1 pseudogene is annotated in these 537 nt (G+C 57.2%); it reads right to left on the bottom strand.

Annotated features, from left to right (window positions below):
• Positions 1-142 precede the first annotated feature (142 nt).
• Positions 143-537: pseudogene (lacI, locus tag SB752_RS31905) on the bottom strand (DNA-binding transcriptional repressor LacI); the annotation flags it as partial.

Below are 537 nucleotides of genomic sequence, written 5' to 3'. Positions count from 1 at the left end.
AAAGAAGACAGTCATAAGTGCGGCGACGATAGTCATGCCCCGCGCCCACCGGAAGGAGCTGACTGGGTTGAAGGCTCTCAAGGGCATCGGTCGAGATCCCGGTGCCTAATGAGTGAGCTAACTTACATTAATTGCGTTGCGCTCACTGCCCGCTTTCCAGTCGGGAAACCTGTCGTGCCAGCTGCATTAATGAATCGGCCAACGCGCGGGGAGAGGCGGTTTGCGTATTGGGCGCCAGGGTGGTTTTTCTTTTCACCAGTGAGACGGGCAACAGCTGATTGCCCTTCACCGCCTGGCCCTGAGAGAGTTGCAGCAAGCGGTCCACGCTGGTTTGCCCCAGCAGGCGAAAATCCTGTTTGATGGTGGTTAACGGCGGGATATAACATGAGCTGTCTTCGGTATCGTCGTATCCCACTACCGAGATATCCGCACCAACGCGCAGCCCGGACTCGGTAATGGCGCGCATTGCGCCCAGCGCCATCTGATCGTTGGCAACCAGCATCGCAGTGGGAACGATGCCCTCATTCAGCATTTGCA

The organism is Brevibacillus sp. SIMBA_040 (assembly GCF_046535075.1).
GTDB lineage: Bacteria > Bacillota > Bacilli > Brevibacillales > Brevibacillaceae > Brevibacillus.
The sequence above is the reverse complement of the archived record's forward strand: the minus strand, read 5'-3'. Positions and strand labels throughout refer to the sequence as shown.